At 28.6% G+C, this 16788-nt stretch carries 20 protein-coding genes; 5 read left to right on the forward strand and 15 right to left on the reverse strand.

Annotation, left to right across the window (positions count from 1 at the left end; all coding sequences use genetic code 11):
• Window positions 1-10: 10 nt before the first annotated feature.
• The 5 genes from Q0617_RS01730 to Q0617_RS01750 are packed head-to-tail and all read right to left on the reverse strand — an operon-like array spanning window position 11 to window position 2854.
• On the reverse strand, window positions 11-610 hold the full coding sequence (locus Q0617_RS01730; RefSeq protein WP_298749799.1) for a hypothetical protein: 600 nt from the start codon (window positions 608-610) through the stop codon (window positions 11-13).
• Window positions 611-621: 11 nt separating this feature from the next.
• Window positions 622-1320, reverse strand: a complete 699-nt coding sequence (locus tag Q0617_RS01735; RefSeq protein WP_298749801.1) for a class I SAM-dependent methyltransferase — start codon at window positions 1318-1320, stop codon at window positions 622-624.
• Complete coding sequence (hisG, locus tag Q0617_RS01740) at window positions 1320-1928, reverse strand: ATP phosphoribosyltransferase (RefSeq protein WP_298749803.1); 609 nt, start codon at window positions 1926-1928, stop codon at window positions 1320-1322. The genes Q0617_RS01735 and hisG overlap by 1 nt, the downstream gene beginning before the upstream one ends.
• Window positions 1906-2532: a type III pantothenate kinase gene (locus tag Q0617_RS01745; RefSeq protein ID WP_298749805.1), complete on the reverse strand. Its 627-nt coding sequence runs from the start codon at window positions 2530-2532 to the stop codon at window positions 1906-1908. Before Q0617_RS01745 ends, hisG begins: the two co-directional genes overlap by 23 nt.
• The gene (locus Q0617_RS01750) at window positions 2519-2854 is read right to left on the reverse strand and encodes a hypothetical protein (RefSeq protein ID WP_298749808.1); all 336 of its coding nucleotides are present in this window, start codon (window positions 2852-2854) and stop codon (window positions 2519-2521) included. Before Q0617_RS01750 ends, Q0617_RS01745 begins: the two co-directional genes overlap by 14 nt.
• A gap of 136 nt (window positions 2855-2990) precedes the next feature.
• Between Q0617_RS01750 and Q0617_RS01755 the strand changes: the two genes are divergently transcribed.
• Complete coding sequence (locus Q0617_RS01755) at window positions 2991-3758, forward strand: threonine/serine exporter family protein (RefSeq protein WP_298749810.1); 768 nt, start codon at window positions 2991-2993, stop codon at window positions 3756-3758.
• Window position 3759: 1 nt separating this feature from the next.
• Window positions 3760-4230 (forward strand): threonine/serine exporter family protein, encoded by a 471-nt coding sequence (locus Q0617_RS01760; RefSeq protein WP_298749812.1) that lies wholly within the window; start codon window positions 3760-3762, stop codon window positions 4228-4230.
• Here Q0617_RS01760 and mgtE read toward each other — a convergent pair whose 3' ends face one another.
• The 9 genes from mgtE to trmD are packed head-to-tail and all read right to left on the reverse strand — an operon-like array spanning window position 4231 to window position 11302.
• Complete coding sequence (mgtE, locus tag Q0617_RS01765) at window positions 4231-5601, reverse strand: magnesium transporter (protein ID WP_298749814.1); 1371 nt, start codon at window positions 5599-5601, stop codon at window positions 4231-4233.
• A 1-nt stretch (window position 5602) separates the two neighbouring features.
• Window positions 5603-6238, reverse strand: a complete 636-nt coding sequence (locus Q0617_RS01770; protein WP_298749816.1) for an SDR family NAD(P)-dependent oxidoreductase — start codon at window positions 6236-6238, stop codon at window positions 5603-5605.
• Window positions 6235-6843, reverse strand: a complete 609-nt coding sequence (locus Q0617_RS01775; RefSeq protein ID WP_298749818.1) for a DedA family protein — start codon at window positions 6841-6843, stop codon at window positions 6235-6237. The genes Q0617_RS01770 and Q0617_RS01775 overlap by 4 nt, the downstream gene beginning before the upstream one ends.
• Before the next feature lie 3 nt (window positions 6844-6846).
• Window positions 6847-7656: a metal ABC transporter permease gene (locus Q0617_RS01780; protein WP_298749820.1), complete on the reverse strand. Its 810-nt coding sequence runs from the start codon at window positions 7654-7656 to the stop codon at window positions 6847-6849.
• Window positions 7650-8396 (reverse strand): ABC transporter ATP-binding protein, encoded by a 747-nt coding sequence (locus Q0617_RS01785; protein ID WP_298749822.1) that lies wholly within the window; start codon window positions 8394-8396, stop codon window positions 7650-7652. Before Q0617_RS01785 ends, Q0617_RS01780 begins: the two co-directional genes overlap by 7 nt.
• Window positions 8397-9638, reverse strand: a complete 1242-nt coding sequence (locus tag Q0617_RS01790; protein ID WP_298749825.1) for a spore photoproduct lyase family protein — start codon at window positions 9636-9638, stop codon at window positions 8397-8399.
• The gene (locus Q0617_RS01795) at window positions 9635-10159 is read right to left on the reverse strand and encodes a nucleoside phosphorylase (protein ID WP_298749827.1); all 525 of its coding nucleotides are present in this window, start codon (window positions 10157-10159) and stop codon (window positions 9635-9637) included. The genes Q0617_RS01790 and Q0617_RS01795 overlap by 4 nt, the downstream gene beginning before the upstream one ends.
• Before the next feature lie 41 nt (window positions 10160-10200).
• A complete protein-coding gene (rplS, locus tag Q0617_RS01800) occupies window positions 10201-10557 on the reverse strand; it encodes a 50S ribosomal protein L19 (RefSeq protein WP_298749829.1) in 357 nt (118 codons plus the stop codon).
• 55 nt (window positions 10558-10612) lie between these two features.
• Entirely contained in the window at window positions 10613-11302 is a 690-nt protein-coding gene (trmD, locus tag Q0617_RS01805; RefSeq protein WP_298749831.1) for a tRNA (guanosine(37)-N1)-methyltransferase TrmD, read from the reverse strand.
• Between the two features lie 62 nt (window positions 11303-11364).
• Here trmD and ilvA point away from each other — a divergent pair, with 62 nt between their 5' ends.
• The 3 genes from ilvA (at window position 11365) to Q0617_RS01820 (ending at window position 14012) form a co-directional block, all read left to right on the forward strand.
• The gene (ilvA, locus tag Q0617_RS01810; RefSeq protein ID WP_298749833.1) at window positions 11365-12570 is read left to right on the forward strand and encodes a threonine ammonia-lyase; all 1206 of its coding nucleotides are present in this window, start codon (window positions 11365-11367) and stop codon (window positions 12568-12570) included.
• An 89-nt stretch (window positions 12571-12659) separates the two neighbouring features.
• Window positions 12660-13349, forward strand: coding sequence for a F0F1 ATP synthase subunit A (locus Q0617_RS01815; RefSeq protein WP_298749835.1), 690 nt, complete (start codon window positions 12660-12662; stop codon window positions 13347-13349).
• A gap of 102 nt (window positions 13350-13451) precedes the next feature.
• The gene (locus Q0617_RS01820) at window positions 13452-14012 is read left to right on the forward strand and encodes a thiamine phosphate synthase (RefSeq protein ID WP_298749836.1); all 561 of its coding nucleotides are present in this window, start codon (window positions 13452-13454) and stop codon (window positions 14010-14012) included.
• Here Q0617_RS01820 and Q0617_RS01825 read toward each other — a convergent pair.
• The gene (locus tag Q0617_RS01825) at window positions 14009-16744 is read right to left on the reverse strand and encodes a RecB-like helicase (RefSeq protein WP_298749838.1); all 2736 of its coding nucleotides are present in this window, start codon (window positions 16742-16744) and stop codon (window positions 14009-14011) included. The two genes, Q0617_RS01820 and Q0617_RS01825, sit on opposite strands and share 4 nt — an antisense overlap.
• Window positions 16745-16788 lie beyond the last annotated feature (44 nt).

A 16788-nucleotide genomic window follows, 5' to 3' on the forward strand; every position in this document is an offset into this window, starting at 1 on the left:
ATAAGTGTAGTTAAATCTTAACTACACTTATTACCTCATCAACTTTATTAGATATCTCTTCAACTCTATTTTGCCAAAGTTTTCCAAACTCTTTAAGCTCCTGTTCATTTGCATTTTTAGAAATAGCTTTTTGCATTAGAGTTTGAAGTTCTTCACTCATTTTTATAGAACTTGTATCATAGAAAACATCAACACTTTTTTGAGTATCAACTCTTGTATATCTAACACTTGAGCTAATATCTTTTTCAAAAAACATCAAAAATCTTCTATCAAAATTTCCAGCTAATCCTTTAAATCCAGTATCAAAGGTAGCACCTGTTATATTAGACATAACATTTGAAATAACTCCTGTTACACCTTCTGTTTGTTTGGTAGAAAACTCTATTTTGATTTCACCACGTATGGGCATTTCATTTTTATATAATTCATCTAAAGCTTTATAAGTCATAAGATATGCACCTAAAACGGTAGGACAGGAGTGTCCTGCACTTTTTATAACATCTTTGTATGAGAATTCTATTTGTCCATCTTCAAAGGCACCTAAAAAGCTTGAGAGATTATCTTTTAGTTTTATATTTGGAATTTTGTCAAAAAATTCTGGGTAATTCATAAAAAATCCTTTTAAGATTTTTTACAGATATATATTTCCTTATCATTTTCACAAGAATCATGAAGATTAAAGTCAATTATTTTCTCAACTTCAAAACCTGAAGTTTTAAGTAAATCTTTTAATTCACTTCTTTCATAATAGTATTGAATAATACAATCATTCTCTTTTGTGAAAAGTTTGCTTTTATTTTGTGAAAAAAGCGTAATATCTGTAATTAGTTTTTCTTCTTCAAAGTTTGCGTCGATAACTACAAATTTATCCCCTAAGTCAATACTTAAAGTTCCTTGTGCTACCTCTTCAAATCCAAAAAGCGAGTTTACATCAAAAATAAAATATCCGCCTTGATTCAAAACAAGACTCATCTGATTAAAAAAAGTTTTTATACCATTTTTAGGAATATAATTTATAACATCAAAAATTGCAGTTGTACAATCATATTTTTCTTTTACTTCATTTAGAGGTATTGAAGATACATTTTTGATGCCATTTTGTTTACAGATTTTTATTTGTTCACTACTTAAGTCTATACCATAAGAGTTAAGACTTAGAGTTGATAATTGATTTAAAAAAGAGCCTTGCCCACAGCCTACATCTAAAATATTATCAAGCTTTTTTTCTAGAATGACAGATAAAAATACTCCATGAAGTTTAGTAACTTCATCTTCAAAATCTAAAAACTGCTCTATCTTGGCATATAAGTTTAGACCCATTATAAAACTGCTTTGATTCTTTCTCTTAATTCTAAAATTTTATCTTTTTTTGCATAATATGAATTTTTGTTTGCTATTAAGTGTGCACTACTTTCCATGATAGTTGGACCTACTTCTAAGCCATTTTGTTTCATAGTTTCGCCAGTTTCAACGATATCTACAATACAGTCACTTAAGTTTACTAAAGGAGCCAACTCTATTGAACCATAAAGTTTGATAATTTCAACTGCCATTGCTTTTTCTTCAAAATATCTTTTTGCTATTTTTTCATGTTTTGTTGCAACTGTAATTTTACTTTTAGAAAAATCTAATTCTTCGCCTGCTCTAAGACCAAAAGCAACCTTACAACGTCCAAGTTGTAAATCAAGAAGTTTGATTAAGTCATACTCTTTTTCTTCTAAAACATCTAAGCCAACAACACCTAAGTCAGCAGCTCCATGCATTACATAAGTTGGTACATCTTGGTTTCTTACATTTAAAAATCTAAATCCACTTTTTTCTAAAATCAATTTTCTTTTTTCAAATATAAACTTTTCACCAAAAGCTTTCTCAAATTTGTCTAAAGTCTCTTCTGCAATTCTTCCCTTAGGCAATGCAATCGTTAGCATCAATAATCCTTTTCATGTTATCAAATATTAATTCTTTTTTATATGTACTATTTTTAAAATATTTACTTAGTAGCTTTCCATCGCCACCTGTAAAAATGATTTTTCTTTTTTTGCTTACTTCTTTGATTGGTAAAATAATAGATTTCATCATTGCATATGTAATAGCATCTTTTGTTTGAAGCGGTATTTTATCTAAATTTATTTTTTTTTCAAAATCAAACTTAAGCTTTTTTGAGATTTTTGGATAAGTTTTCATAAATGCTCTAAATCCAGGCAAAATAAAACCACCAATATGTTTTTCCTTTTTCATAATATCAACGGTGATGGCACTTCCTGCATCTACAATAACTGCATCTTTTTCAAAACAACAAACAAGTGCTCTATCCATACCTAAGCCCTCATATTTTGTATCAAAATTTATTAGTTTTTCTATATTTTTAGCTTTTGGATTGGATTTCAAAAGTTTTTTTGTTGCACTTTTATTTACAGAAATAAAATATATCTGATCATCATACTTTGGTAACTTTTCATCTAAAAAATATTTTTCTTGTCTACCATTTATTAAAAAATGGTAAGTACTATTTCCTATATCACATAAAATCAATATCTACACTCCATTTATTATCTTCTAATGTCTTTTTTGCTTTTGAACACAAAGGTGAACTTATAAGTAAAAACTTTTTCTTAAAATTATGCTCTTTATATGTTTTTAAAGTCTCAAACATCTTTTCTAAGTCTTCAACGTTTTTTCTTATAAACCTACTCTTTGAATCGTAAATAAATATTGCCACATACTCTTTGTTTACAGATGTTCCACAATATATACCAATCTTTTTTCTACTATTTAACTCTTTTGGCAAAACCTCATTTAGGTCTTTAAAAATAATATCTTTTTTTTCTAAAAAATAGTTTGTTAAGTTTTTCAAATTTTTCCTTCAATTAATGTGAAATTATAATCAAAACTTCTTTATAAAGCATAATTTAACCTATATACTATTTTTTATACAATTTATTTTTTTAAATTTTAATAAAAATGATAAAATATCATTATGGAAAAAACTAATGAATTATAAAGAACAAACAAAAATAACCCGAGCAATAATAAAATCAGCAGTAATTATGCTTGAATTTGGAGCAGAGAGTATTTTGATTGAGCAAACAGCACAAAGGTTGGGAAAAGCTTTAGGTGTTGACTCAGTTGAGATCTCTTTAATACCTTCAGCTATTGTACTAACAACTCTAAAAGACTTGCAATCTGTTACAACTACAAGACGTGCTCACCATAAACCAATAAATATGTCAATAGTCTGTGATATTCAAAAGATGACAATAGATGCAGAAAAAAACTCCAACATAAGTGCAGATTTTATAACAGACACTTTAAAAAATATTGAGCCAAAATACTATAATAAATGGCTATTAGTATTTATGGTTGGTTTATCATGCGCTTCATTTGCTTATTTAAGAGGTGTAGATTTAAATGGATTTTTTATAACATTTTTAGCAGCCTCAATTGCTATGATGATAAGACATCAACTAGCAAAAAAAAGATTTATCTTAATTCTTACCTTTGGAATAACTGCTTTTTTTGCAACAGTAATTGCAAACTTAGCTTCATCCTTAAATCTAAGCTCAACTCCTAGTATAGTTTTGTCAGCTTCTGTTTTACTTTTAGTTCCTGGATTTCCTTTTATAAACTCTATGCTTGATGCTACAAAGGGCTATTTATCAATGGCTTGGGGACGATGGATGCAAGCATCACTTTTAACTCTAGCAACTACGATTGGTATTATTATTGCCATGTCAATTTTAAATATAAAGGGTTGGTAATATGAATTTGATTTTACAAGATATTATTTTAAATGCAATTTTTGCGGCTATCCCTGCGGTTGGTTTTGCCATGCTATTTAATGTTCCAAAATCAGCATTAAAGTATTGTGCTTTGGGTGGAGCAATTGTTTATACACTAAGAGAAATATTTATGGACTTAAACTTAGCAATAGAACTTGCAACTTTTTTAGCCTCAATGATTATAGGATTGATTGCCCTATATTGGTCAAGAAAAAATTTAGTACCAAGACCTATTTATACAGTTGCCTCTATAATTCCAATGATTCCAGGTACTTATGCTTTTACTGCAATGATTAGTTTAGTTGATATGAATACACATGGAGTAAGCAGTGAATTAATAGAGATATTTATAGAAAGTGGATTAAAATCAATCTCAATTTTAGGGGCTATTAGCTTTGGTCTTGCACTCCCATCACTTTATTTTATGAGGTACAAAAGACCAATAGTCTAATTATAAAAGTATTAAAGTTGCAAGGCCTAAAAAGCTGAAGAAGCCAACTACATCAGTAACAGTAGTAAGTAATACAGTGCTTCCAATAGCTGGGTCTATTTTTAACTTTTGTAAAGTTAAAGGAATAACTGCTCCAAAAAAACCTGCACTTAGAAGGTTTATTACCATTGATAAAGCAATAACAACTCCAAGCAGAGGTAACTTAAACCAGGCATATGCAATTAGTCCTATAACTGCAGCAAAAAGTAGTCCATTTACAAGGGATATAATTACTTCTTTATATATTGTTTTTTTTGCATCTTCATTTTCAATATCCCCTAGTGCCATTTGTCGCACAGTTACTGTTAATGTTTGAGTCCCTGCATTACCACCCATGGAAGCTACTATAGGCATAAGAATAGCTAAAGCAACTAAAGATTGAATAGTTGCATCAAATACACCAATTACAACAGAAGCAGCAATTGCAGTAAGCAAGTTTACACCTAACCAAATAGCCCTACTCTTTCCAATTTGATACATACTCTCTTCTTGCTCAGCTTCATCATTAACCCCTGCCATGTTATAGATTTGCTCAGTTGCACTATCTTGGATGATATCATACACATCATCAGAAGTAATTCTACCAATCAATCTATTTCTATTGTCAACAACAGGTAAACTTGATAAGTTGTAGTTTGTTACCATATCTACCACCTCTTTCAAGTCCGCTTTGTGTGAAATATTGTAGTTTCTTAACTTATCACTTGGGATATCTAAAAATTTTAAGTCATGTTCAAAAATAATCAGCTCTTCAAGTCCAACACTACCGATGTACTCTCCCCTTTTATTCATAATATGACAATGCCAAATATTATCAACTTCCCCAATCTCTTTTAGCTCTTTTAATCTTTTTATTGCATCACCAATTTTTTCATCGTTTTTTGCACTAAAAAGCTCTGTTTGCATATAAGCACCAGCTTCATTATCATCATATGAGATAAGTTGCTCTAGTAACTCTTTATCTTCATCATCAAAGCTTTCTAAAATCTCTTGGGCTAACTCTTCATTATCTTCAGAGATATTTTGAATAAAATCCGCAGCATCATCTGTATCCATATTAGAAGTAACAGCAACAATCTTCTTTGTACTAATATGTTCACTAATCTCTTCTTGAACAATATCTGGCATTTCAGATAAAACTTCTGCAAGAAGAGCACTTGGTATTTTTTTAAGTATATGAGAATACTCATCTTCATCAAGTTCTCTAAGCTTTAAAAGTTGTTCAGAAATATCATAGGGATGAACAGTATTACTCTCTTTTTTAAACTCAATTATTTCATGATTAAGTATTTCTATTAATTGTTCAATTTGATCTATATTTTTTTCATTCATATTAAATCTTCTTTTTTATCTCTAATTTTTGAGGTCTTATTGTTATATCTGTAATAACTCCATTAAAAACAATGATATCTAAAATACTTTTGGCAATATCTTCAGCTATCAAGTGAGAGTTTTTACTATCTCCTGGTTCAAAATTAAAATCATCGAAAAAATTTGTTTTAGTTAGGTCTGGATTTACGGTTGTAACTTTTACATCACTTCGCCTAAGTTCTTCAAATAAAGCTAAACCAAAACTTCTAAGTCCTGATTTAGTAGCTGTATAAAGAGCTGAAAACTTAGAGTGCCGTGTAGCTTCCACCGAAGCTATATTGATAATATGACCCTTAGTCTTTTTTAAACTTCTAAGAAGTAAATTTGATAGAATAATTGGTGCTGTTAAATTTACATCAATTACCTCTTTTATCTTAGATAAAGAGATCTCTTCATGGGGCTTAAAAACACCTAGACCTGCACAATTAACCAAAACATTTATATCACTTGTTTTAAGTAATAACTTTACTTCTTTTTCTAAAGAGTCTAAATCATTTAGTCTAGCTTTTAATTTAATTATTTCAAAACCATTACTTTCTAAAATATCAGAAATTGCTTTACCAATACCTGAACTATATCCTGTAACTATTGCTTTCATTTTGTTAAACTTTTTCTTTTATATTTTTTATAATACAAATATACAACAAATGATAAAGTTATTAAAATAGCAATTACAATATATCGTAAATACTCTTTTATCAGTTGTTCATTATCACCAATAAAATAGCCAACTAAAGCTAAAATTATAACCCAAATTCCAGCACCTAGAGTTGTATATAAGGAAAATAAAAAGATATTCATCTTTGCTAGTCCTGCTGGAAAAGAGATATATTGTCTAACTGCTGGAATCAACCTACCTGAAAAAGTAGAGATAGGACCATGCTCTTTAAAAAAGTTTTCCATTTTATTTATAGTCTCTTCATTTACAAAAAAATACTTTCCATATTTTATTAAAAATTTTCTTCCAAATTTTATAGCTAAAAAGTAGTTAAATAGTGCTCCTGCCAAACTTCCTAGTATCCCTGCAATAATTGCAATTGTCATATTCATTTCACCTTTAAAGGCTAAATATCCAGCTGGAACCATAACAACTTCACTTGGAAAAGGGAAAAATGAACTCTCTAAAAACATCATAATAAATATTCCCAAATAACCTAATGAGCCAACTGTTTGAACTATAAAATCAACTATTTCATGTAGCATATTTTAAGACTCACCTTTAAATTTTTTATATATTATAAACATAAATAGTGACATTGCGCTTACAACTATTATTGTAGCCCCTGAAGTTAGATTAAAAAAATATGCAATATATAATCCAATTAATGTAAAAATTGAAGATAAAATGGCTGAAATAATCATCATTCCATATAAAGAGTGTGAAAGTTTTTCAGCAATATATATGGGTATTGTTAAAAGGGCAATTACTAAAATCAAGCCAACAACTTTTATAGCAATGACTACAGTTAGAGCTGATAAAACTAAAATAAGTGTATAAAAAAACCTTACATTTATACCACGTAAAGAGGCATATTCACTATCATAAGATACAGCTAAAATATCCCTATAAAAAAATACAACAATTGATACAATAAAAGCTAATAATATCCCCATATAGATTAAGTCATCACTACTAACAGCTAAGATTGAACCAAATAAATAACTCATCAAATCAACATTATATCCAGGAGTCAAATCAACTAATATAATCCCAAGTGCCATTCCACAAGCCCATATAAGGCCAATAAATGTATCTATTCTATCCCTTTGATAAAGAGTTAAATATGCCATTAATAGGGCTGCTCCTATTGAGAAAACTGAAGCTCCTAAAAAAATAGGTAAGCCAAAATAAATAGCAATACCAATACCACCATAAGAAGTGTGTGCAATTCCACCAGCTAAAAACACCATTCTATTAACAACTATCAATGAACCAATAATTCCAGAAGCTATACTAACCAATACACCAGCAAGTAGCGCATTTTGGAAAAATGTATAATTTAGTGCTTCTAACATCCGCAACTCTTTTTTGTACCTAATAATTGAAGCATCTCAACTTCACAAAAGTGCATATCATCATTTGGAATATTTTCTTGCTTATGAGAAATATCATGAAAAGTTAATTTTTTATTTATGTGAGCTACTTTTGTTGCATAGCCTAAAATAACAGAAATATCGTGACTAACTACTACAATGGTAATTGACTTATTCAAAAGTTTTAATAAATCATAAATTTGTTTTTGTCCATCAACATCAATACTAGCTGTTGGTTCATCTAGAAGTAAGATTTTTGGATGTGCGCATAAAGCCCGTGCTATCATTACTCTTTGACGTTGACCACCTGAAAGTGTCCCTATTTTTACATTGGCAAAATCTTGCATGCCAACTTGCTCTAGGGCACCCATTGCACAAGCTATCTCTTCTTTTTTATATCCTATTAGTGGACGTTTGTGCCCAACATGTCCCATCATAACTACTTCTATTACTTTGATAGGGAAATTTATATTTACATTTGTATTTTGAGGAACATATCCTATTGCTGAAATATTCTTTTCAACTTTTGAGCCAAGGAGTTTTATTTTTCCTTTTTTAACTTTGTTTATTCCTAAAATAGTTTTTAATAAAGTTGATTTACCTCCACCATTAGGTCCAATGATTGCTAAAAAATCATTCTCTTGAATTGTCAAACTAATATCTTCAAGAATAATTTGTTTATCATATGCAAAGGTTAATTTCTCTATTTCAAGTATATTCATTTATCTTCTTTTATCTATTTTACTAAAGTATGACATTTTCATCATATCTTCCATTTGATTATTGGAAAAGTATTCAAAACCAAAACAATCTTTCCAAAGTTTGTGGTCTTCCATGCATAAATAGAAGTATACCTTATTGTGCCAAGCTTTAAAAGAGTCATAGGCAAATTTAAACATCTCTTTTTTTATCTCATAAGGGTATGACTGCTTTTTATTTATCTCTTCAAAGGGCATTTGCAAAATCTTTGATTTAAAATCTCTACTTTTTATTTTATTTATAACTGGTTTTATAAAGGTGAGTGTTCCAAATGATACTAAGGCTACATCATCTGGATTGAACTCACTTATAAGCTTGTCAAATACCTCTTTATATTCATCTAAATAATTCTCATAATGAACAATTGGATGGAAGTGAAAACCTACAATCACACCTTTTTTTGATAAAGCTTTTGCTGCATCAATTCTTTGTTCTAATGTTGCTGTTAAATGCTCTTCATTTTTTATAATGGTAGGTGTATTTAAAGACCAAGTACATATTATATTTGCAGGAACATCATTTTCTAAAAAATATTTTATGTTATTTGATTTTGTTTTAAACTCTAAAATTACATTTTGATTTTTTCTTGCAAAATCAAAAAGTGCATCTAAAAGGCCACCTTTATTTCCCCACATAAGTGAATCAGAACTCTGACCTGTTCCTATATGATAAGTATAGTTTGGGTCAAGTTTTAGTTTTTTTAGATTATCTTTAAAATTTACATCAAAACCTATTTTATCTTGATTATAAAAAGATTGGATAGAACAATAAGAACAATCAAATCCACAAGAGTGAACTGCATCAAGAGTAAGTAAGTTACAACATCTTGTACTCTCACTTGCAACAGGGCAAGAACCAAGGGCAACATTGTCTTTTTTTATCTCATTAAAAGAGAAACGTCTTGGTTTTTCATAAGATTTTTCATTAAATGTTTTATATGTATTTGAGGACTTTTTTAAATCTTCCCAAATTTTTCTAATATGATTAAAGGCATTTTTTCGTGAAGCATATTCTTCTTCAAAAACTTCATAAAGTTCTTTTTCATTCCACATATTAAAATCAATCGCAAAATCAATTAACTGCTTTAACTCTTGATATGAAAACTGATATTGTAAATATATCTCTTTTACAAACTCTTTGTTTTTTTCTTTTAGATTTTCGTAATTAGTTTTTAATATATGTTCATTGAATTTTTCTATACTCATATATACTTTTTCCAATCATTAAAACTATTTTGTATAAGTTCAATTACAAATGATTTTTTGGGAATAGTAATATCTAGATAATCAGAAACCACTTTAAATACATATATATCTTTTATATATTTTAAACATGTTTCTTTGAAATATGAGCTTTCCATATCCACTAAGAGTGTTTCTAAGTTTTCGTCACTATCAAGTGGAGTATCAACTGTAGTTATTGGTGCAAAATTTATATTTGGCAATAGTCTGTTTGTACAAAATAGTGTTCCAATTTTAACTGAACTATCGCAACATCCTGCAATTCCAATATTGATGGCTTTTGATATTGAATAGTTTTCAAATACAAAATTTAAAGAATCAATTGTATTTTTTTTACCCATACCCGATACTATTAATATAATATTATCATTAAAAAAAAGTTTGAAATTTTGGACTGAATTGTCCTGTTTTAGTTTATAAAAGTTGATTAAGTATTGTGCTTCTGGTTGAAGGGCTGTGTGAATTAGAACTTTTGCTGTAAGCATAAGAATAAAAAGTCGAAGTTAAACCTTCGACTCTTAAAAGATTACTTTTTAAGCTCTTTAATTCTAGCTTTTTTACCAGTTAATCCTCTTAAGTAGTGAAGTTTAGCTCTTCTTACTTTACCTCTTCTTAATACTTCAAAAGATTTGATTGAATCTGAATATAATGGGAAGATTCTTTCAACACCAACAGAGTTAGCTCCAATTTTTCTTACTGTAAAAGTAGCGCTTACACCTTCAGCACTTCTAGCAATAACAATACCTTCGAAAGTTTGAACTCTTTTTTTCTCACCCTCTTTAATCTCAATACCAAGTCTAACAGTATCACCTGCTCTAAATTGAGGAATCTCTTTTTCTGCAATTTGCGCTGCTTCAAAGCTCGCAATGTATCTATTTTTCATTGTATTTCCCTTTAGTGAAAGTGCCCGCATTTGCAAATTGCGGGGTATCACATTTCTATTTTGTTTTTTTCTTTGTAACTAAACCTGGTCTAAAGTATTTTGTTTTGCAAATAGACAGATTATTTTTTAAGTCGGCAATTTTACTATGATTTCCCTTTAAAAATTCTTTAATCACACTTAAGTTTTGGAAATTTTCAGGTTTTGTAAAAGATGGAGCTTCTAAAAGATTATTTTCATAGCTCTCAACGTCCAAAGACTCAGAATTTCCAAGTACGTTTTCAACATTTCTTGAAATTGCATCTGCCATGACTAAAGATGGCAATTCTCCACCAGTTAGTATATATTCTCCTATACTAAAGACTTCATTTGCATACTTTTCTATAACTCTTTCATCAATTCCTTCATATCTACCACTTACAATAACTATATTTTTTTTCTTTGCTAATCTTTTTGCATCTTTTTGATTAAAGGGTTTTGCAGCTGCCAATGGAAAAATAATATAGGCATCAGGATTTTTTGCTTTTATCGCATCTAAACAGTCAAATAAAGGTTGAGGAGTCATAAGCATTCCAGCTCCTCCGCCTACCATTTGCTTGTCTACTTTGTTGTGCTTATTTAAAGTATAATCTCTTGGATTATAAAACTCATATGATATAAAATTTGATTCAACTGCTCTTTTTAATATTGAGTCATAGAAGTATGGTTCAATTAAATTAGGAAAAAGTGTAACAAAAGTAAATTTCAATCTTTTTAGCCTTTAATAAATATTTTGATATCATCACATTAAATTATTTGAAGAAGTATGAAATGATAACATTAAAAGATATAAAAGAAGCAAAAACAAATTTAGAAGGTATTATATTACAAACGCCACTTACTTATGCACCATTTTTAAGTAAAGAGTTCAATAGTAATATCTATTTAAAAAAAGAGAATCTTCAATTAACAGGAAGCTTTAAAATAAGAGGTGCCTTTAATAAAGTTGCCTCACTTGACAAAGATATAAGAGATAAAGGAATAGTAGCAGCAAGTGCTGGAAATCATGCACAAGGTATTGCATATTCGGGAAGTTACTTTGGATGTGAAGCTACAATATTTATGCCAGAAGCAACACCACTTACAAAAGTAAGTGGTGTAAAACAGTATGGTGCAAAAGTAGTTTTAGGTGGACAAAACTATGATGAAGCATATAGTGCAGCTGTTAAATATTGTGAAGAACATAATAAGACATTTATTCATCCTTTTGCAGATGATAAAGTAATAGCAGGCCAAGGAACAATTGGTCTAGAGATTATTGAAGATATAAATGATTTAGATGTTTTAGTAATCCCAATTGGTGGAGGGGGTTTAATCTCTGGTGCTGCCCTTGCTGCAAAATCAATAAACCCTAAAATAAAAATTATTGGTGTTGTTGCAAGTGGAGCTAGAGGAATGAAAGAGTCTTATGATTCAAAACTACCTATTGATTCTACTTATGTAAAAACTATCGCTGATGGTATTGCAGTAAAAGCAGTAAGTCCAAAAACCTTTGAATATATCTTAGAGTATGTGGATGAAGTTGTTGAAGTAGAAGAGCATGAAATTGCAAATGCTATTTTATTTTTACTTGAAAAACACAAACTTGTAGTTGAAGGTGCAGGTGCCGTTTCAGTTGCAGCTTTAATGCATGGAAAAATAGATGTTGAAGATTTAAAAGTTTGTGGAATAATAAGTGGTGGAAATATAGATGTAACTATGTTATCTCAGATTATTGAGAAAGGTTTGGTTAAATCATATAGAAAAATTAACCTTTTGGTAACATTGATTGATAAACCTGGTTCATTGATGCATTTAACCTCTATATTCCAATCATGCGATGCCAATATTGTACAAATTGATTATGATAGAAGTTCGGTGAAGTTGGAGTTTGGTGAAGCACATGTAACAATATCATTGGAAACAAAAGGTGAAGAGCACCAAAAGTCAATTCGTGAAAATTTGAAACAAAATGGTTACAGATTTAAACAAATATGATTATTTAATATACTATTTATAAAAAATTTAGAATCTAAAGTATATAATAGTCGCCATAACTATAGAAGAAATTATAAAGAAGGAAAACGATGGAAGGAAGATTATTTACATTCTTAGGAGCTATTGGTGGACATAGCCAAGAATGGATTATTTTATCGCATTTTATTTTGTCAATTGCGATTGTTTTTTTATTAGCAAGAGCTGCTACAACTAAAATGCAACTAGTTCCAACTGGTGCACAAAATGCTTTAGAAGCATTCATCAGTGGTGTTATAGCAATGGGTGCTGACACTATGGGGGAAAAGAATGCTAGAAGATATTTACCATTAATTGGTTCATTAGCATTAGTTATTTTTGTAAGCAACATGATTGGAGTTATTCCAGGATTTGAAGCTCCTACAAGTAACATTAACTTTACTTTGAGTTTAGCATTAATAGTATTTGTTTACTATAACTATGTGGGAATCAAATTAAATGGTTTTGTTAACTATTTTAAACACTTCATGGGACCTATGCCAATACTAGCACCATTAATGTTCCCTATTGAAATTATTTCTCATATTTCAAGAATTATTTCATTATCATTTAGACTTTTTGGTTCAATTAGAGGTGATGATATGTTCTTAATGGTACTTTTAATGTTAGTTCCTTGGTTATTACCATTACCAGGTTTCTTTTTATTAACTGCCTTTGGTGTATTACAAGCATTTATTTTCAGTATTTTAACATACGTTTATATTGCTGGTTCAGTTATGATGGCTGAGGAAGATCATCACTAAGTGTCTAAATGACATTTAGTGGGTCTGAGTAATTACCACTAAAAACTTAAAAGGGGAAGATTATTTTCTTCCCCTTTTTTTATATCTATAAAATGGATAAAAATGGAAGATAACTTTAACTACTATTTAATCACTGATCCTAAATACTACACAAATAATAAAACTACATTTAAAGAAAAATTAGAAAATACTTTAGCAAATAAAAGAGTTGATATTGCCTGTTTTAGAGATAAAATCTCTACAAACTATGAAGAACTTGCAAAAGTATTTTTACATACTTGCAAAAAATTTAATATCAAACAAATCATTTTGAATGAAAATCTAGAATTGGCCATAAAATTAAATTGTGGAATTCATCTAACAAGCAAACAGTTTGACAAAATCAAACTTGCAAAAGATGCAAATTTATTTACAATAATTTCTTGCCATAATGAAGAAGATATAAAAAAAGCAATTCAAAATAATGCAGATGCGATAACTTACTCCCCTATATTTGAAACACCAAATAAAGGAAAAGCAAAAGGAGTTGATGAGTTAAAAGAGGTAAATGAAAAATATCCTATTAAAATAATAGCTTTAGGTGGTATTATTGATGAATCACATATAAATCAAATAAAAGCTTGCAAAACTGATGGTTTTGCCTCTATTAGATACTTTATCTAGACAGCTTTTAAATAAGCCTTTTGTGTTGTTAAATATATCAAATAGGCATATACCTCATCGCAATTAGTTATATCTTTAATTGCTTTTTTATAAAAAGAGACTTGTTTTTCATGCTCAATATTTTCACCATGTGTAGTTTTATAATCAAAAATATAATACTTTTCATCTTTTTTTATAAGTAAATCTATGATTTTTATCTCTTTATTAAACATCAAGGATTGCTCCCTTAAAAAAGTTGCATTGTTTAAAAACTGACTAAACTCTTTATTTTCAATTAGCATTATAACTCTTTGTTTAATATCATCAAAATCTCTATCTTCCAAATAAACAGAGTATCTACTTCTTGCAAGACTTAAAGAATAGTTTAATTGTTCAATTGTAAAACTATTCATCATCTCCAAACAATAGTGTGTTGCTATTCCAAAATATCTTGATTTTAATTCAAACTTATCCTCATAATCTTTTGAAGCTTTATTTGCTTGTCTACCTAAAGACAGTGGTTTATAATCTATTTTTTTGATTTTTTGATTAATATCTCTTTTTACTTCATTTATAATTAAATCACCGATTTTACTAGACTCTAATCCTATTAAATCAAAAACTGACTTTTCTTCTTTTTTAAAAATAAAGAGATTGTTTTTTGCCCTTGTTAGTGCCACATACAAAATATTTATTTCATCTTCTTGTTGTAGTGCTTTCTCTTTGTTTAAAGCCCGCTCATAGTTTTCATCAAATTTATCCAAATTTGATATCTTATAATAAACATTATCTAAATAAACACCACTATATTCAAAAAGAAGAGAGCTTCTATCAGCATTTTTATTTTTTATTCTATCAAGTAAAATTACTGTATCAAACTCTAAACCCTTTGATTTAAAGATTGTCAAAATTTGTAAACCCATTTGTTCTTTATTTTCTATTGGAGTTTCCATTAAATCAACTTCATATACAAAATCAACTATATCAACAAAGTTTTTTGACTCTTCAATAAATCTTATAACATTATCATCTAAGATATTAAACTGTTTTGCAACTTTTAATATAAGCTCAAATACCCTATTCTCTTCTAAGTCAAAATCAAACTCTATATTTGCTCCAGGTGCATTTCCTATAATGGCATTTAAATTCTCTTTATAAATCTTCTCTTTATAATAAAGATATTTTATTGCATTTATACAAGCTTTTACATTCTCTTGATTTATGAGTTTTGATGTCATTTCTGTGGAAATTTTAAGGGAAGGGAAACTCTTACTTAAATAAGAATATAACTCCAAAACATCATCATTTGTATATGTTAATATGGCAATAGAGTTTGGGTCAACATTCTTTCTAATAAGTGATGCAATTGTACTTGCCACATTTTTATATTTTTCATCTTCTTTTAGACTTTCATCATTTATTACTTCAACATAACCATTTTCTATATTACTTAACTGTTCGTAATACTCATAATTGTTTAAATTCAAAAATGCCCTATTTACAAACTCAACTATATTTTTAGCACTTCTAAAATTTGTATTTAAAATCTCTGTTTCTATTTGATTATGCTTTTTACTAACAAAATCAAAAAGCTCTCTTTTACCACCTCTAAATCTATAAATAGACTGCTTTGTATCACCCACATAAAAAAAACTTTTAAACTTTTCACTATTTCCCGAGAGTGTCTCTTCAATAAGTGGTTCTAAAATCTTATATTGCAGTAAAGAGGTATCTTGAAACTCATCTATTAAAATATGATTATATTTACTATCAAGTCTAAAGTATAAAAAGTCTTTATCAATTTTACTACTTAATAATTCATAAACATAATTTGATATATCATTAAAAGTAAAATAGTTTTTATTTTTGTTATAGCTTTTTTTAAAATCTTTAAATAAATTATATAGTTCATACAGTGAGCTTAAAGAGTATGCTGAGCGCAATTTGTAGTAGTTGCTAATCTCTATTTTAAGTTCTTGAAAGTTTTTTTCAAACTCCTCATTAACCCACTTCTTAAAATCCCTTGAATCGCTTGCCACATCTTTAGTAAGCCAAGTTTTTCCTCTTTCTAATAGTTCTTCAAAGTTATTAAAATCTACAGCTTTTAAAGAGGCATTTGAAGCACCCTCACAACTAATTATGTGATTTTTTAATTTAATTGCGATTTCAAGGGCTAAATTTTTTTGTAGAGGTATTAACTTTTCTTCAATATTGACTACTTTAAACTCTTCATTTTTTTCATTTAAATTTTGAAAAATATCAAAAATAGAATTAAACTTTTTGGATTCATAATATGAAAAAGTTATCAATTTATCAAAATTTTCTAAACCCAATGATTGTAAAAATTTATACTGAAGATTTTCTACATTATCTTGTTTGATTGAAAAGTCATCATCTACGCCAATATATCCACTGAATTCTCTTAAAATCTTATTTATAAATTTATCGATTGTATAAATAGAGAGTTCTGAGTTTAAATATAAATTTATAAGATTGTCTTTTTTATTTAGTATTTGTTCATTTGATAGCTCTGAGACTTTTGATATTTGTTCTAAATAGATCTCGTCATTGCCGAGATTTTTTAGAGTTTTAAATACTCTTTCACTCATCTCTTTTGCAGCTTTATTTGTAAATGTTAAAGCTAGGATTTCTGTGGGGTTAGCCCCTTTTAATAACAAAGATATGTATCTTACTGTTAATGCAAAAGTTTTTCCACTTCCTGCACTAGCTTTTAATGCTAAATATTCTTTCATAGCTAGGATTGTACTATAAGAATAATTAAGTAATAGAAATTTTA

Source organism: uncultured Arcobacter sp. (assembly GCF_937982575.1).
Classification (GTDB): Bacteria; Campylobacterota; Campylobacteria; order Campylobacterales; family Arcobacteraceae; genus Arcobacter.

What these genes read in the sequence shown, in the direction of transcription:
- Q0617_RS01755 (WP_298749810.1), top strand. Translation starts at nt 2,991, where the DNA reads ATGAATTATAAAGAACAAACAAAAATAACCCGAGCAATAATAAAATCA.
- Q0617_RS01790 (WP_298749825.1), bottom strand. Translation starts at nt 9,638, where the DNA reads ATGAGTATAGAAAAATTCAATGAACATATATTAAAAACTAATTACGAA.
- Q0617_RS01825 (WP_298749838.1), bottom strand. Translation starts at nt 16,744, where the DNA reads ATGAAAGAATATTTAGCATTAAAAGCTAGTGCAGGAAGTGGAAAAACT.
- hisG (WP_298749803.1), bottom strand. Translation starts at nt 1,928, where the DNA reads ATGCTAACGATTGCATTGCCTAAGGGAAGAATTGCAGAAGAGACTTTA.
- Q0617_RS01780 (WP_298749820.1), bottom strand. Translation starts at nt 7,656, where the DNA reads ATGTTAGAAGCACTAAATTATACATTTTTCCAAAATGCGCTACTTGCT.
- Q0617_RS01815 (WP_298749835.1), top strand. Translation starts at nt 12,660, where the DNA reads ATGGAAGGAAGATTATTTACATTCTTAGGAGCTATTGGTGGACATAGC.
- Q0617_RS01770 (WP_298749816.1), bottom strand. Translation starts at nt 6,238, where the DNA reads ATGAAAGCAATAGTTACAGGATATAGTTCAGGTATTGGTAAAGCAATT.
- rplS (WP_298749829.1), bottom strand. Translation starts at nt 10,557, where the DNA reads ATGAAAAATAGATACATTGCGAGCTTTGAAGCAGCGCAAATTGCAGAA.
- Q0617_RS01775 (WP_298749818.1), bottom strand. Translation starts at nt 6,843, where the DNA reads ATGCTACATGAAATAGTTGATTTTATAGTTCAAACAGTTGGCTCATTA.
- Q0617_RS01735 (WP_298749801.1), bottom strand. Translation starts at nt 1,320, where the DNA reads ATGGGTCTAAACTTATATGCCAAGATAGAGCAGTTTTTAGATTTTGAA.
- Q0617_RS01730 (WP_298749799.1), bottom strand. Translation starts at nt 610, where the DNA reads ATGAATTACCCAGAATTTTTTGACAAAATTCCAAATATAAAACTAAAA.
- Q0617_RS01795 (WP_298749827.1), bottom strand. Translation starts at nt 10,159, where the DNA reads ATGCTTACAGCAAAAGTTCTAATTCACACAGCCCTTCAACCAGAAGCA.
- Q0617_RS01760 (WP_298749812.1), top strand. Translation starts at nt 3,760, where the DNA reads ATGAATTTGATTTTACAAGATATTATTTTAAATGCAATTTTTGCGGCT.
- ilvA (WP_298749833.1), top strand. Translation starts at nt 11,365, where the DNA reads ATGATAACATTAAAAGATATAAAAGAAGCAAAAACAAATTTAGAAGGT.
- Q0617_RS01820 (WP_298749836.1), top strand. Translation starts at nt 13,452, where the DNA reads ATGGAAGATAACTTTAACTACTATTTAATCACTGATCCTAAATACTAC.
- Q0617_RS01785 (WP_298749822.1), bottom strand. Translation starts at nt 8,396, where the DNA reads ATGAATATACTTGAAATAGAGAAATTAACCTTTGCATATGATAAACAA.
- mgtE (WP_298749814.1), bottom strand. Translation starts at nt 5,601, where the DNA reads ATGAATGAAAAAAATATAGATCAAATTGAACAATTAATAGAAATACTT.